The organism is Mesorhizobium sp. L2C066B000, from assembly GCF_000502335.1.
In the GTDB taxonomy this organism is placed as follows: domain Bacteria; phylum Pseudomonadota; class Alphaproteobacteria; order Rhizobiales; family Rhizobiaceae; genus Mesorhizobium.
The window spans coordinates 1,413,299-1,426,557 of the sequence record NZ_AYWZ01000001.1 but is presented as its reverse complement, the minus strand read 5'-3'; the positions used below and the strand labels follow the sequence as shown (position 1 = coordinate 1,426,557).

Below are 13,259 nucleotides of genomic sequence, written 5' to 3'. Positions count from 1 at the left end.
GACGATGAGCCACACCATCAACCATCTGAAAAAACTGCGGCTGCAGCGCAGCGAGCTGGCCGTTCCGGGCTCCAGCCCGGAGATGATCGACAAGGCCGCCAACAGCGCCGCCGACTTCATCTTCCTCGACATCGAGGATGCGGTCGCCCCACCCGACAAGGAACGCGCCCGCAGGAACATCATCCAGGCGCTGAACGACATCGACTGGCGCGCCAAGGGCAAGACCGTCTCGGTGCGCATCAACGGCCTCGACACCCATTACATGTACCGCGACGTGGTCGACGTCATGGAACAGGCAGGCGACAGGCTGGACACGATCCTGGTGCCGAAAGTCGGCGTGCCGGCCGACCTCTACATGGTCGAGGCCATGGTCAACCAGATCGAAATGGCCAAAGGTTTCAAGACCCGCGTCGGCCTCGAAGCGCTGATCGAGACCGCGCTCGGCATGGCCAATGTCGAGGCGATTGCCGCGACACCCGGCCGGCTGGAAGCCATGCATTTCGGCGTCGCCGACTATGCGGCAAGCTGCAAGGCGCGCACCGTCAACATCGGTGGCCTCAACCCCGACTATCCCGGCGACCAGTGGCATTTCGCTTTGTCGCGCATGACCGTCGCCTGCCGCGCCTACGGCTTGCGCGCCATTGACGGACCGTTCGGCGACTTCTCCGATCCGGAGGGCTACATCGCCGGCGCCAGGCGCGCCGCCGCCCTTGGCATCGAAGGCAAATGGGCAATCCATCCCTCGCAGATCGCGCTCGCCAACGACGTCTTCTCTCCACCGGAAAAAGAGGTCACCCGCGCCCGGCGCATCCTCGAAGTGCTGAAGGAGGCGGAGGCGCAGGGCAAGGGCGCGGCCGCCCTCGACGGCAAGATGATCGACGCCGCGTCGGAACGCATGGCGCGCAATGTTCTGGTGGTCAACGAGGCAATCGAACGCGCCGGTCAATTCTCTAGTGAGCCGCGCGTCGCCACGCATTGACCGTTCAGGGAGGACAAAATGGACATCCACGAATATCAGGCCAAGGAACTGCTGGCACGCCACGGCGTGCATGTGCCGCGCGGCGGGCTGGCCTACAGCCCCGAGCAGGCAACCTACAGGGCGCGCGAGATCGGCGGCGCCAAATGGGTCTTGAAGGCGCAGGTGCATTCCGGCGCCCGCGGCAAGGCCGGCGGCATCAAGCTCTGCGCCAATGACGAGGAGATCTCCGACGCTGCCGAAGCCATGCTCGGCCGCAAGCTGGTGACCCAGCAGACCGGCCCGCGCGGCAAGCTGATTTCGCGCCTCTATCTCGAGGAAGCCGTCGATATCGCGCAGGAGCTCTATGTCGGCTTCGTTCTCGACCGCAAGGAAGAGCGCGTCATGATCGTGGCTTCGGCTGCCGGCGGCATGGAGATCGAGGACATCGTCGAAAAGGCGCCGAACTCCATCCTGCGCACATCGGTCGATCCCGGCGTCGGCATGCAGCGTTTCCAGGCGCGCGAAATCGCCTTCGGGCTCGGCCTCGACCACAATCTGATCGGCAAGGCGACCGAGACCATCTTCAGCTGCTACCGGGTGTTCCGCGACTACGACGCCTCGATGCTGGAGATCAATCCGCTGGTGGTGACCCGCGACGGCAATCTGATCGCGCTCGACGCCAAAATGTCGTTCGACGAGAACGCGCTGTTCCGACGGCCGGAAATCTCCGAGCTGCGCGACAAAAGCCAGGAAGATCCGCGCGAAACTTTTGCCAGCGACCGTGGCCTCTCCTATGTCGGCCTCGACGGCAACATCGGCTGCATCATCAATGGCGCAGGGCTCGCCATGGCGACCATGGACATGATCAAGATCGCCGGCGGCGAACCGGCCAACTTCCTCGACATCGGTGGCGGCGCCTCGCCCGAGCGGGTGGCGAAATCCTTCCGCGCCGTGCTCGGCGACAAGAATGTCGAGACCATCCTGGTCAACATCTTCGCCGGCATCAACCGCTGCGACTGGGTCGCCGAAGGCGTCATCAAGGCGATCCGCGAGGTCGGCGTCAACGTGCCGCTGGTGGTCCGTCTCTCCGGCACCAGGGCCGAGGAAGGCCGCCGCATCCTGGCTGATTCCGGCGAGGCGGTGATCGTTGCCGGCACGCTTGCAGAAGCCGCCGAAAAAGCCGTCGCCGCATGGCGCGCGGCCACCAAGAAAAAAGCAGCCTAGAGCCGGATGATTTCAGGTCGAATCGACCTGAAATCTGAATCCGTCTCTAAAATCAAACAGATGGAGCATGATGTCGTCCGAAAACCGCTTCACACTTTTCGGCATCATGCTCTAGGGAGGTCGAGAAAATGGCAATCCTGCTCAACCGCAGCACCCGCGTCATCGTCCAGGGGTTCACCGGCAAGATCGGCAGCTTCCATGCCGACGACATGAAACGCTATGGCACCAAGCTGGTCGGCGGCGTCACCCCCGGCAAAGGCGGCCAGAAGCATCTCGGCCTGCCTGTCTTCAACACGGTCAAGGGCGCGGTGCGCGAGACCCGCGCCGAGGCCAGCATCGTCTTCGTGCCGCCGCCCTTTGCCGCCGATTCGATCATGGAAGCGGCGGACGCCGGCATTAAACTCTGCGTCTGCATCACCGACGGCATCCCGTCGCAGGACATGATGCAGGTCAAGCGCTACATGCTGCGCTACCGCTACGAGGACCGCATGCGGCTGATCGGCCCGAACTGCGCCGGCGTCATCACGCCCGGACAGGCGCTGATCGGCATCATGCCCGGCAGCATCTATCTGCCTGGCCGCGTCGGCATCGTCGGCCGCTCCGGAACGCTCGGCTACGAGGCGGCGTCGCAGATGAAGTCGCTCGGCATCGGCGTGTCGACCAGCGTCGGCATTGGCGGCGACCCAATCAACGGCTCCTCCTTCAAGGACATGCTGAAACTGTTCGAACAGGATGACGACACCGACGCCGTGGTGATGATCGGCGAGATCGGCGGACCGCAGGAAGCCGAAGCGGCCATCTGGGCGCGCGACAATATGAGGAAGCCGCTCATCGCCTACATCGCCGGCCTCTCCGCCCCCAAAGGCCGCCGCATGGGCCACGCCGGCGCCATCATCTCGGCCTTCGGCGAATCGGCGCAGGAAAAGGTCGAGATTCTAAAGGACGCCGGGGTGATCATCGTGCCGACGCCGTCGTCGTTTGGTGAGGTGGTTGCAGAGACACTATCACGTATGAAGAAGGCCGCCTGAACAGCGGCCTTCGCGTTCGACCGCGCCTCATGCCGCCTTGTCGGCTGCCGGCTTCGCGACCTTGGTGCGGGTGGCGCTGCGGCGGCCGTCGACGCTGACCGGAATGTCGCCGTCGACCGTGGCGCGACGCACCACCCGGTGCTGGTCGCCGTAATCGTTGACGGCGTAGTGCTGCGTCGCGCGGTTATCCCAGATCGCCACATCGCCGGCCTTCCAGCGCCAGCGCACGGTGTTCTCCGGCGCCGTGACATAGGACTGGAACACCTCGTAGAGCTTCGCCGAATCGCTTTTGGAAAGACCGATCAGCCGTTGCACGAAATTGCCGAGCAGCAGCGAGCGCTCGCCTGTTTCGGGATGGACGCGGACAACGGGATGCTCGGTCTCGTAGATCGTCGAGGTGAAGATTTCCTCGAAGTGCTTCTTTTCCGCAGCACTCGCACGCGGCCGCACCGCGGCGTAATCGTAAGCGTTGCTGTGCACCGCCCAGAGATTGTCGGCCAGCAGCTTCAACGGCTCGGGCAGGTCCTGATAGGCGGCCGCGGTGTTCGACCAGATGGTGTCGCCGCCGGCCGGCGGTATGACGACGCCGCGAAGAACGGAGAATTTCGGATAGGCGTCGACGAAGGTGACATCGGTATGCCATTGGTCGGCGCGACCGCCGCCACGGCTGGAATCGAGTTCGAGAATGGACGCCGTTCCCTTGACGGGACCTTGGGTCGGATGCGGGACGAGGTCGCCGAGACGCTGGGCAAAGCGCTCCTGCCCGGCATCGTCGAGATGCGCCTGGTCGCGGAAGAACACCACCTTGTGCCGCAACAGGATCTGGTTGATCGCCGCGACCGTCTGCTGCGGCAGGTCGCCGGAGAGCCGAATGTTCCTGATCTCTGCGCCGACGCGTCCGGTAAGCGGGACAATATCGGCATCCGGGATGATCTGCTCTACGGGGGTAAGTCTGGTCATGGGAACCTCTTCCTCTAAAGCCGCGGGGCTGCTGGCAATGCTCCGCCGTCTGCCGGCCGCACAGCGATCGGCGGAGCAATTCCCTCATCGGGAGCCGACTTGCTTGGTAACGAGAGCACTGATCTCAACTCAGGAGGCGAAGGGCCGCCAAGGCTGGCGAGCAGCACCGAGATCCCATTCAAAGCGTAATTCTACAAATTCCATAGACATTTCTTTTCAAAGTTCGGCGGCCCTGAGAAAAATGCCTTCTGTCCAATTCGTTCGTGAGCGGCAGGCGGTGGAGCGCTGCGCGACGCGGCCCGCACCAGTAGTGACGCTGTCGTATCCCCTTCGATATTGGAGATGGCGGGTGAATTGCATGCCTGATATTGATGGCTTCCACGCATCACGCAGGCGCCGAGATGACAGACTCCGATAAGGCTGACGCTGTCGAGCAATTGCTCGATACGCCTGACCTCGCCACCGCGCTGGAAAGCGACCAGTTCAAGAAATTTCTCGACCAGATGCCGATCGCGATCGCCGTCTCGGAATTGATCACGAAGGAACGTGTCGTCTACGCCAATCCCGAATTCGAGAAGCTCTCGGAGCTCAAGGCGCCGAAGCTTGCGCGGGAAAACTGGGCGGCCCTTTCCGGCAGGGGGCTTCATCGGCAGAAGGACAGGCCGCTCGCCGAGGCTGTCGTTGAAGACACCGATTTCGTCGGCACATTTCGCCTCGAGCGCGGCGAGGACAAGCCGGCAATCGTCGACGTTTATTCCAACGTTATCGAGGACGACAACGGCAAGCTCTGCTTCCGGCTGGTGGCGCTTGTCGACGTCACGGCACACGGTGAGACCGAGGACGCGCGACCCGCGGAGGAGCTCATCCGGGAGAAGGACACCCTGTTGCGCGAACTGCAGCATCGGGTGAAAAACAATCTGCAGATGATCACCGCTTTGATCCGGATGGAAACCCGCAACGCCACCGAACCGGACCAGAAGCGTTTCGAAAGGCTTGCCGGCCGGGTAGACGCATTGGCAATCCTCTACCAGACATTGTCGGCTGACCAGCAGAAGGATGAGGTGGATCTTGGCGTGTATCTTAGCCAGATCGCGTCCGCCGTCATGGCGTCGCACGCAGTCGAAGGTATCCGCCTCGACCTTAAGGTGGATACCTATCCGGTATCCATCAACGTTGCCATGCCGACAGGCCTGGTCGTCAATGAGTTGCTGACCAACGCTCTCAAACATGCATTCGTCGGGCGCGATGGCGGCACGATCACGCTGCACAGCGTCGTCAGCGGCGATGGTTGCCGGGTGACTGTCGCCGATGATGGGATCGGTCTGCCGACGGGTGAGACCTGGCCCAGGCCCGGCAAGCTCGGCTCCTTGATCGCGCGGTCGCTGACCGAAAATGCCAAGGCGCAATTCGACGTCAAGTCGAGTGCCGGCGAGGGAACCAGGGTCACCATCGTCTTCAACCGATCGGCGGCGACGGACTGAGGCTATGACCTGTCCGGCCGGGATTTGCCGGCGCGTCGTTACTGCTTCGGGTGCTCGCGGGTGTGGCCTTAAGTCGCAAACGATTTGGCTGAAGAAGCGGGGCGCCGGGCTTCTTTGACGGTACGATCAGCACCATATGTGGTCCACAGCCCTCCAAAACGAGAGAAGCTCGCTCCGGCGGGTCGCACCGCGGCCGTCAGCCGGCAATGGCTATGAACCAGGAAACTGAAAACCATCATGCATGAAAATATCAGACCAGCGTCTAGAGACGTCCCCCTCATTCAGCTAGGCCTCAACCAGTGCCGCTTCCCGGTGAGCGAAGACCGCTCGGTACCCGGTGGCTACCGTTTTTGTGCCGGGCCAACGTCGCCGGATCGCGTCTATTGCGATCACCACCACACCGTCGTGACCGCCGTTGACCCTCGTCGAGCCCGCCCGGGTCTCCATTTCCCTCAACGACGCGCCGCTTAGGTCGCCCACATCCCCTGCCCCGCCACCGGCAAAGCCGGGGACTCGGGTGCAGGAGGCTGGCCGGTGCGAGCCAAGCGGCGTTCGCGTGCGGCTCTGCGACCTCTTGTTGCAACTCTGCTGCGGCCGGTTCAAGCGCCAAAGGCGATGATTTGGCGTCGACGGCCTGAGAAGTCGCAATGATTTCAATGGCCGAAAAATTATGGTGCGGTCGAGAAGACTCGAACTTCCACGGGTTGCCCCACAGCGACCTCAACGCTGCGCGTCTACCAATTCCGCCACGACCGCCCGTGGTAGGAGCCGGAACGAACCGGCTCGCGGCGTGTAGCAAATCGTTTCCGGCGAAACAAGGGCGCGGCGCGCAATAATCGCCGCGAATCGGCATATCGGCCTCTACAGCGCCGCGCGTCCTGTGGGACGCGCAAAGGATGCTGCAGCACTTTGATTTGGCGCATGATCCTTTCCGAAGATCGTTCCTATCTTCGGGGTCGTGCGCGAAGGCCGAAATGCGTGGCGAACTGGACGTTTCAGCCGGATACCGCCATATGAAGGGCAAATGCATTTGGCCCCAGAGCGCAAGGCGGTTTCGCCAAGCCGGCGTGCATCACGCGAAAAACGAAAAAGCCATGACCGAACGCAGCCAGATCGCCACGTCGTTCCTGCCCTTGCCGGGTTCGGCGCCGGTCGAATGGCGCATCGAGCCCGGCCTGACCGGCTACACCGATGCGCTGGCCCTGATGGAAGCGCGCGCCGAGGCGATCCGCGCGGGTGCAGCCGCCGAGATGGTCTGGCTGGTCGAGCATCCGCCGCTTTACACCGCCGGGACCAGCGCCCGCATCGAGGACCTGATCGACCCCGACCGTTTCCCGGTCTTTGCCGCGGGGCGCGGCGGCGAATACACCTATCATGGGCCGGGGCAGCGGGTTGCCTATGTCATGCTCGACCTGAAGCGACGGCGCGAGGATGTGCGCGCCTTCGTCGCCGCGCTCGAGCAGTGGATCATCGGCACGCTTGCCGCCTTCAATGTGCGCGGCGAACGCCGCGAGGACCGCGTCGGAGTCTGGGTGGTGCGGCCCGAGAGCCCGTCCCTGCCCGACGGCTCGCCGGCTGAAGACAAGATCGCGGCCATCGGCATCCGGCTGCGGCGCTGGGTGAGCTTTCATGGCATTGCCGTCAATGTCGAGCCGGATCTCAGCCATTTCAGCGGCATCGTGCCATGCGGCGTGCCGGATCACGGCGTCACCAGCCTCGTCGACCTCGGCCTGCCCGTGACCATGGGCGATTTCGACCTGGCGCTGAAATCCGCCTTCGAGGATGTTTTCGGGGCAGCGGAGTCAATTTCTGCAGAACCGGCTCGCAAGGCCGGCTGAGTCTCGCCTCGACCAACGCTCAAAGCAACCGCGCCGAGGCCCACAACAGCCCGAAACCGTGAATGGCGAAGACGGCCAGCAGCGCGCCGGCCATGGCGAAACGGTCGAAGATGCGGATCGGCTTCAATTCGTGGCGCGGTTTTACCCCGCTACCCACTGTCATCAGGCTGAGGATGGCAAAGACGGCGCCCGCCACCAGCAGAAAGGTTTGGGAAAAGCCGGCCAGCCAGCCAAGCCACAGCAAGGCCGAGAGCAGCGAAAACGAGGCGAGCGCCAGGGCGACCGGCCCCGGGCAGATCTGGCGCAGTACCTGGCCGCCGTCGAATTTCCAAGCCGGCACCAGATTGGCGATGTTGAACAATGCGGCAAAGCCGGCAAGCGTCGCCAGAAGGGCCGCGGCGAGCCGATGTCCCTCGCCGGATGCGAGCCCGCTGGCGACGATCAGCAGCGGTACCAGGAACGCGGAAAAACCAGCGCCCATCAGCGCCACGAAGGCGACCTCGAAGCGGCTGTCATAAGGCCGGCCGCCAATGGCGATGCCGCCGAGCAGCGGGATAAAGATCATCCGCGCCTTGCGATGACCGGTTAGCCGAAAAGCCGCCATGTGGCCGAGCTCATGCAGGGCAACCACCGAGGTCAGGATCGCGGCCAGCGCCAGGCCGCCGAGATTGAGCCCGAAGAACGGCCAAAGGATGAAAGCCGACAGAACGGCGAAACCGACCTGGCTCAGCGGATGCTCGAACCAGCCGCCCTTGCGATACTGTCCGGTCCTCGCCCAGATCTCCAGCTTGCCGAGCTCGCGGCGCATGGCGAAGTAGCGGAACACCAGGAAGGCGACGCCGCGATAGCGATCGGTCTGACTGAGCGTCACCCGCGTGCCGGCACCTTCCGAGGTGAGTTCGGTGGTCTCGTAAAAATCCTTCCAGAACGACGCGTCGAGCGCGGTATCCTCGATGACCCGCATCGAAAAACGACTGCCTTCGACGACGTCCTCGAAGCGCGACCTGCGCTCGATCGGCTGGCCGTCCCGGCCTTCCCAGGACAGCAGGATGCGGGCCGTGCCCTGCCCGTCCAGCGGCTGGGCCGAGAGTATCTCGCCGGACCAGCCGGCATCGCTGCCGAGCGGCCACAGCGCCTGCCAGAGGCGCTGCCGGTCCATTGCGACCACGCGGCTGAGCCTCACCGCGCGCAAACCGAGCGGCGCGGTCATCAAAAGGAAAATCAATCCGAGATTACCGGCCACGAGAAGGGCCGTCACGATCGGCGACACCTGAGGTTTTGCTCCCTGTATTTGGCAGGGCACCCTAGCGGCACGGCGGCAAGAAAGGCTTAACGGCACAACGCCCCTCCTGCCCGCCTAAAACACTGCGGCGAACAGCAGTTGCATCACATGGCGCCGATCCAGACGGCCATGGAAACGAGAAACGCACTCATGCACACCAACGAAACGACGTCCTGAACAAGATCGCTCATAACCCTCTCCTGTTGTTACTATGTTCGTATTTTGTTCTAACTTTGTTCGAAAGTCAATGAGCGGAAAGCGGCATGCCGACGAATCCTGACAGCCGGTTTGGGCAGGGTTAAGGAAAGGTTGACGGGGTGACGGCAGTGCTGACGCAGGGCGCATCGCATGCCTTTCCGATCGGCCGACACGCCCCAATCACTTCGTCATCCTAGGGCGGAGCAAGGAGCGCAGCGACGCGCGTAGACCCTAGGATGACGAAGTTGGGGCCTACAGCGGAACGACCTTGCCGTCCGCCAGCGTCACCCGGCGGTCCATGCGCGAGGCGAGTTCGTGATTGTGGGTGGCGATCAGCGCGGCAAGGCCGGACTGCTTGACCAGCGCGCCGAGCGCCTCGAAGACATAGGACGCGGTGACCGGGTCGAGATTGCCGGTCGGCTCGTCGGCGAGCAGCAGCAAGGGCGCGTTGGCGACCGCGCGGGCAATGGCGACGCGCTGCTGCTCGCCGCCGGACAACTCCGACGGACGGTGCGACGCGCGCTTGCCGATCTGCATATAGTCGAGCAGCTGTGCTGCGCGCTCCGACGCCTCCTTGCGCGACAGCCCTTTGATCAGCTGCGGCATCATGATGTTTTCGAGCGCCGAAAATTCCGGCAGCAGATGATGGAACTGATAGACGAAGCCGACATCGTTGCGGCGGATCGCCGTGCGTTCGTCGTCGGAGAGCCGTCCGCAGGCGCGGCCGGCCAGAATGACGTCACCGGCGTCGGGGCGCTCGAGCAGGCCCGCCGTGTGCAGCAGCGTCGACTTGCCGGTGCCCGACGGCGCCACCAGCGCCACCATCTCGCCGCGCTTCAGCGAAAAGTCGGCGCCGTTCAAAATGGTGAGCTTGCGCGGCCCCTGGACATAGTGCCGCTCGACGCTCTTCAGCTCGATAATGATCTCGGACTTCATTCGTATCTCAAGGCCTCGACCGGATCGAGCCGTGCGGCGCGCCATGCCGGAAACACGGTTGCAAGGAAGGACAGGCCGAGCGCCATCAGGATGACGTAGGTGGTCTCGCGCGGGTCCATCTTTGCCGGCAGTTGGCTGAGGAAATAGAGTTCCGGATTGAACAGCACCTTGCCGGTCATCCAGGAGAAGAACTGGCGGATGGATTCGATGTTGGTGCAGATGAGCACCCCGAGCAGCACGCCGGCGAGCGTGCCGGTGACGCCGATCGCAGCACCCGTCATCAGGAAGATGCGCAGGATGGCGCCGCGTGAGGCGCCCATCGTGCGCAGGATGGCGATGTCGTGGCCCTTGTCCTTCACCAGCATGATCAGGCCGGAGATGATGTTGAGCGCCGCCACCAGCACGATCAGCGTCAGGATCATGAACATGACATTGCGCTCGACCTGCAGCGCGGAGAAGAACGTCTCGTTGCGCTGGCGCCAGTCGACCATGTCGATCGGCCGTTGCGCCGCCGCATCGACCAGCGGTTTCAGCGCGTCGACATCATCGGGATTGTCGACATAGATCTCGATCGTCTGCGCCCTGCCGTCCATGTTGAAATAGAGCTGCGCTTCGGAAAACGGCATGTAGACGATGGAGCTGTCATATTCCGACATGCCGACCTCGAAGATCGCCGCCACCTTGTAGCCCTTCATTCGCGGCGTCGTGCCCATCGGCGTGACGTCGCCATCCGGCGATATCAGCGTGATGGTGTCGCCGAGCACAAGGCCGAGATTCTCCGCCATGCGCTTGCCGATGGCGACGCCATCGCCGGAGTCGAAGCCGTCAAGCGTGCCTTGCTTGACGTTTTGGGCGACGATGGCGATCTTGCCGAGGTCTTCGGCCCTGATACCGCGCACCAGCGCGCCCATGCCGCCGCCGACATTGCCTTGCGCCAGGACCTGGCCGTCGATCAGCGGTATCGCGTATTTGACGCCTGCCACGCCGTTGATGCGGGCTGCGACCTGCGCATAGTCCTCAAGCGGCGAATCCAGCGGCTGCACGATCAGATGGCCGTTGACGCCGAGGATGCGGGTCAGAAGTTCGGCTCGAAACCCGTTCATGACAGCCATGACGACGATCAGCGTGGCGACGCCTAGCATGATGCCGAGGAAGGAGATCGAGGCGATGACCGAGATCACCGTCTCCTTGCGGCGCGACCGCAAATAACGCCAGGCGACCATGCGTTCGAACATGGAGAACGGGCCGGCGACCGGAGACTTGGTGACCGGAGACTTGGCGACCGGAGACTTGCCAACCGGAGACTGGGCTACCGAAGACTTCGCTGCCGCGGCTTCGCTCATGCGGTTGCACCGAAGCGTTTCCTGGCCTCCGCGACCGGCAGCGTCTCGCGCTCGCCGGTCCGACGGTTCTTGATCTCGATCTCGCCGGCGGCCACGCCGCGCGGCCCGACGATCACCTGCCAGGGCAGGCCGATCAGGTCGGCGGTGGCGAACTTGCCGCCCGGCCGCTGGTCGGTGTCGTCGTAAAGCACATCCTTGCCGGCGCCGGTGAAGGCGGCGTAGAGCTCGCCGCAAACGCGGTCGCACTCGGCGTCGCCGGCCTTCATGTTGATCAGGCCGATGTCGAACGGCGTCACCGCTTCCGGCCAGATGATGCCGTTGTCGTCATGGCTGGCCTCGATGATCGCCGCCACCAGCCGCGACGGACCGATACCGTAGGAGCCGCCGGAAACGAAATGATCCTTGCCGTCGGGCCCGGTCACCTTGGCGCCCATGGGCTTGGAATATTTGTCGCCGAAATGGAAGATGTGGCCGACCTCGATGCCGCGTGCCGAGACCCGGTCGGCCTCGCCAAGCTTGTCCCAGGCCGCCTCGTCATGCATCTCGTCGGTGGCGGCGTAAGGCGTCGTCCACGTCTTGACGATGTCGGCGATCTCGCCGTCATTGCCGAAGTCGGTTTTCTCGCCGGGCACCTGGAGCGACAGATATTCGCGGTCGCAATAGACCTGGCTCTCGCCGGTGTCGGCCAGGATGATGAATTCATGGCTGAGATCGCCGCCGATCGGCCCGGTGTCGGCCCGCATCGGAATGGCCTGCAGCCCCATGCGCGTGAACGTTCGGAGATAGGATACGAACATGCGGTTATAGGCGGCCTTCGCGCCCTCGAAATCGAGGTCGAAGGAATAGGCGTCCTTCATCAGGAATTCGCGTGAACGCATGACGCCAAAGCGCGGACGCACCTCGTCGCGGAACTTCCACTGGATGTGGTAGAGGTTGAGCGGCAAATCCTTGTACGACTTGACGTAGGCGCGCACGATCTCGGTGACCACTTCCTCATTGGTCGGACCGTAGAGCATGTCGCGGTCCTGCCGGTCCTTGATGCGCAGCATCTCCTTGCCGTAATCGTCATAGCGGCCGCTTTCGCGCCACAGATCGGCCGACTGGATGGTCGGCATCAGGATTTCCAGAGCGCCGGCGCGGTTCTGCTCCTCGCGGATGATGCGGCAGACCTTGTCGAGCACCAGCTTGCCTAGCGGCAGCCAGGAAAAGCTGCCCTGCCCCTGCTGGCGGATCATGCCGGCACGCAGCATCAGCCGGTGCGAGACGATCTCGGCCTCGCGCGGATTTTCTTTCAGGATGGGCAGGAAAAACTGCGACAAACGCATGGACAGGTCCGTGAGAGAGGAGGCTGCGCCGGAATCGGCGCGGCTGGCTTGCTTGCCCCGGCTTCATAGCTATTTCGTGACGGAATGGAAACCCGACCGGCCGCATCGGTCCGAAATCGCAAAAATCGATTCTTCTTCCAAAGACCTTCTCACCGAAAACGATAATGCTTTTGATGCAAAATGATGACCCTGACTCCGAAGTGCTCACACACGCTTTGCGCGTCCGGGCGACGCGGCACACCTGACCAGATTAAGGCGGCAGCCCCGGTGTTGTTCGTTTCGCAAGCAAAGCCTGCCGCGCTATTGTGCACTGCAGCACAGATTGCCCGATTGCGGGCAAAATTCTGCGTGACAATTTCATCAGGGTTAGGCTAGTGTGCCCCGATAACCGAGAGGGTGGAGAAAAATCTGCTCTCCTACGCGGTCAAAGTCTTGGGAGGATGCGATCTAGGCGCGGTTACCCGCTGCCGCCGGAAACCGGAAAACAGATCGGAACGCGTTTAAATTGCAAGGCCTTGTGCCTTGCATTTTTTTTGCCCGATCATCTGGTTAGATCAACCTGTTCCCAAATCACGTGAGCTTGCGTCAGCCTGATGCCCAGTCGTGATTCTAATGCGGGTCGGCCATGCCTGGCCGCCGATTGTGCATCGCAGGCTGGCGAGACAAAACCTGAGTTTGGCGCTCCG

The 13,259-nt window shown here is 63.1% G+C and carries 10 protein-coding genes and 1 tRNA gene; 5 read left to right on the top strand and 6 right to left on the bottom strand.

Annotation, left to right across the window (positions count from 1 at the left end; genetic code table 11):
• Positions 1-4: 4 nt before the first annotated feature.
• From X733_RS159335 to sucD, 3 genes are all read left to right on the top strand, one after another.
• The gene (locus X733_RS159335) at positions 5-979 is read left to right on the top strand and encodes a CoA ester lyase (protein WP_023818016.1); all 975 of its coding nucleotides are present in this window, start codon (positions 5-7) and stop codon (positions 977-979) included.
• An 18-nt stretch (positions 980-997) separates the two neighbouring features.
• Positions 998-2,182 carry a malate--CoA ligase subunit beta gene (locus X733_RS159340; RefSeq protein ID WP_023818015.1) on the top strand — a complete coding sequence of 395 codons (1,185 nt, stop codon included), beginning with the start codon at positions 998-1,000 and terminating at the stop codon, positions 2,180-2,182.
• A 128-nt stretch (positions 2,183-2,310) separates the two neighbouring features.
• On the top strand, positions 2,311-3,210 hold the full coding sequence (gene sucD / locus X733_RS159345) for a succinate--CoA ligase subunit alpha (protein ID WP_023690971.1): 900 nt from the start codon (positions 2,311-2,313) through the stop codon (positions 3,208-3,210).
• A gap of 27 nt (positions 3,211-3,237) precedes the next feature.
• On the opposite strand, the gene X733_RS159350 is transcribed toward sucD, so the two are convergent.
• Positions 3,238-4,170 (bottom strand): TauD/TfdA family dioxygenase, encoded by a 933-nt coding sequence (locus X733_RS159350; protein WP_023727685.1) that lies wholly within the window; start codon positions 4,168-4,170, stop codon positions 3,238-3,240.
• Positions 4,171-4,571: 401 nt separating this feature from the next.
• On the opposite strand from X733_RS159350, the gene X733_RS159355 reads away from it, so the two are divergent.
• Positions 4,572-5,651 (top strand): histidine kinase dimerization/phosphoacceptor domain -containing protein, encoded by a 1,080-nt coding sequence (locus X733_RS159355; RefSeq protein ID WP_023818014.1) that lies wholly within the window; start codon positions 4,572-4,574, stop codon positions 5,649-5,651.
• Positions 5,652-6,322: 671 nt separating this feature from the next.
• On the opposite strand, the gene X733_RS159365 is transcribed toward X733_RS159355, so the two are convergent.
• Positions 6,323-6,407, bottom strand: a tRNA-Leu gene (locus X733_RS159365).
• 338 nt (positions 6,408-6,745) lie between these two features.
• Here X733_RS159365 and lipB point away from each other — a divergent pair.
• The gene (lipB, locus tag X733_RS159370; protein WP_023818012.1) at positions 6,746-7,489 is read left to right on the top strand and encodes a lipoyl(octanoyl) transferase LipB; all 744 of its coding nucleotides are present in this window, start codon (positions 6,746-6,748) and stop codon (positions 7,487-7,489) included.
• A 19-nt stretch (positions 7,490-7,508) separates the two neighbouring features.
• Here the strand turns inward: lipB and X733_RS159375 are convergent, their stop codons facing one another.
• The 4 genes from X733_RS159375 to proS form a co-directional block, all read right to left on the bottom strand.
• Positions 7,509-8,759, bottom strand: coding sequence for a peptidase M50 (locus tag X733_RS159375; protein WP_023818011.1), 1,251 nt, complete (start codon positions 8,757-8,759; stop codon positions 7,509-7,511).
• A 462-nt stretch (positions 8,760-9,221) separates the two neighbouring features.
• The gene (locus tag X733_RS159380; RefSeq protein WP_023685211.1) at positions 9,222-9,905 is read right to left on the bottom strand and encodes an ABC transporter ATP-binding protein; all 684 of its coding nucleotides are present in this window, start codon (positions 9,903-9,905) and stop codon (positions 9,222-9,224) included.
• The gene (locus tag X733_RS159385; protein ID WP_023818010.1) at positions 9,902-11,248 is read right to left on the bottom strand and encodes a lipoprotein-releasing ABC transporter permease subunit; all 1,347 of its coding nucleotides are present in this window, start codon (positions 11,246-11,248) and stop codon (positions 9,902-9,904) included. The genes X733_RS159380 and X733_RS159385 overlap by 4 nt, the downstream gene beginning before the upstream one ends.
• Positions 11,245-12,573 (bottom strand): proline--tRNA ligase, encoded by a 1,329-nt coding sequence (gene proS, locus X733_RS159390; RefSeq protein WP_023735912.1) that lies wholly within the window; start codon positions 12,571-12,573, stop codon positions 11,245-11,247. Before proS ends, X733_RS159385 begins: the two co-directional genes overlap by 4 nt.
• Positions 12,574-13,259: the final 686 nt, after the last annotated feature.